2 protein-coding genes are annotated in these 1,817 nt (G+C 58.9%); one reads left to right on the top strand and one right to left on the bottom strand.

The genetic code is table 11. The features are described 5' to 3' along the window. Positions 1-178: 178 nt before the first annotated feature. A complete protein-coding gene (locus tag ACFFWD_RS30975; protein ID WP_376971851.1) occupies positions 179-448 on the top strand; it encodes a DUF3551 domain-containing protein in 270 nt (89 codons plus the stop codon). A gap of 317 nt (positions 449-765) precedes the next feature. On the opposite strand, the gene ACFFWD_RS30970 is transcribed toward ACFFWD_RS30975, so the two are convergent. Then, positions 766-1,194, bottom strand: a complete 429-nt coding sequence (locus ACFFWD_RS30970; protein WP_376970450.1) for a hypothetical protein — start codon at positions 1,192-1,194, stop codon at positions 766-768. Positions 1,195-1,817: the final 623 nt, after the last annotated feature.

Here is a 1,817-nt window from a genome sequence, read left to right as displayed (position 1 = left end):
CGAAGCCAAGAGGATCATCGACGCCGCGAGCGGCTAGCCTTGTGGCGTTTGCGCAGGGATATCCAGCCATACCAGGCGGGGGGTGGAAAACGACCCCGAGGGTGTGGCGTTCGAGTATGAGGTCTTGGAGTGAAACCGCATCGGCCAAACATTCTCAAGGTAATCGCAGGAGCTGGTGATGAGACGACTTATGTCCGCAATTCTCGTTCTGGGTACTATAGTGGGCTTTGCGCCAGCGTCTGCTCAGACGTACGACCCCAGCTATCCCGTCTGCATGCACGTCTATGGCGAGAAGATAGGTGAGAGGATCGATTGCACTTTCACATCTTTCGCCCAGTGCGCAGCGACGGCGAATGGCCTACCTGCAACCTGCCTGGCCAACCCTTACGCTGCCGATGCGAGGCGATTGCCGCTCCCGCGGCCTCATGGACGACAACGCAGCCCGTAGTTCTCCGGTCGTGAACAGGAGCCCGGTTGCGGCGACCATGCCGGCATGGCTGGGAAGGGTTGGCGCCGGCAATTTGATGATCCGATTGAGCTTCCGGACGGGCGCGCGCTCGTCACGCTGCGCGATGCCGCTACCTATAGCCGCTCGTTCTTCTCGTCCGCTCATCCATGCCGAAGAAGTCGGCGATCTCTTTGTCGGTAGCGCCGAGCCGGCAAAGCTTCGCGGCCTGGTCTGCATACTCAGGGATGTGGTCGGAGGGGCGCCCGCGCTTGGCCCCGCCCTATTATGCGCACTGCATCGGGAAAATTGGCAACAGGTCAGTAGATGCTCAGCCCATCGGCCGTGAGGTGAACGCCATCGGTTGCAGCAAGCAACAAGACCAACTCACCTGTTCCGTTGAATTCCTCGAAGCTCTTCCACTCGCCGTACTTGTTCCAAATTTTCTCAAGTGTCTTGTCCAGACCGATGATGTATTTCGCCAGCCAATTACCGGATTGCAGGAACTCCTTGAACTTCGGCGCCAGATCAACCTCCCCGCCCAGGCCATTCAGGTGACCAAGGAGATACGAGGTGAATGTGAGAAAGCGATCGTACTCGCCCGTGATCGCCCTGAAGCACTTCCAGCCGTCGTTATCATATCTGAAGGCATCCACCGCGGCTTCAACACGATCGTGGAGACCATCGAGCGCCGCGAAGAACGTCTCTTCAAAATGAGCCACCTGTTCCGGATAGAACGATGCGCTCAACCTGGTCGCCGCATATTCACACCAGCTTCCCCAACCCAGACCGAACTTGATGCGGGCCAGATCGTTTCCAAAATCGTAAGGCCGCTGCAGGAGGCCGGGGATGGCGACATCGAATGCTGTATCGGTGCCTTCACAAAGGAGGAAGATGTGGTGTTGGACCCGTTGGCGGCCTCAAGGTTGGACTGTGACTTCATGGGCATTGAGCTAGACCAAACTCATTGCGAAACGGCCAGGTGCAGGCTTGGGCTTTGATTCCAACCCGGCAGAAGCTGGGTTTAAGGCGCCGCCCTTTCCCCGGCCCCGCTCGGTCCGTGTAAGGCGATTATCTGAACGCTCGTCCGCTTCGCGGAACTTACGCCGTGGCAGAGACCGCCGGTTCGGGGTGCACACTGGTTCCATCACCGCACAATAGCGGGAGCAGAGCCAAATGCGGCGACACAGTTCCCAGCAAACCATCCCATTGGAAGAACGCCTTGCTGAGGAAGCAAAGCGACTGCGCAAGGAAGCCAGGGGCACTCCGCCCGGCATTGAGCGCGATCGGCTGCTACGCAGAGCCAGCCAGCCGAGACAGCTTCTCAAGTCCAAGAATGGCTGTCGTCGCCCGCATTGAAGCAGCCGAAGTG

Origin of the sequence: Bradyrhizobium erythrophlei, assembly GCF_042430365.1 — a bacterium.
Classification (GTDB): Bacteria; Pseudomonadota; Alphaproteobacteria; order Rhizobiales; family Xanthobacteraceae; genus Bradyrhizobium; species Bradyrhizobium erythrophlei.
This window is presented reverse-complemented; position numbering and strand designations above follow the sequence as displayed.

What these genes read in the sequence shown, in the direction of transcription:
- ACFFWD_RS30975 (WP_376971851.1), top strand. Translation starts at nt 179, where the DNA reads ATGAGACGACTTATGTCCGCAATTCTCGTTCTGGGTACTATAGTGGGC.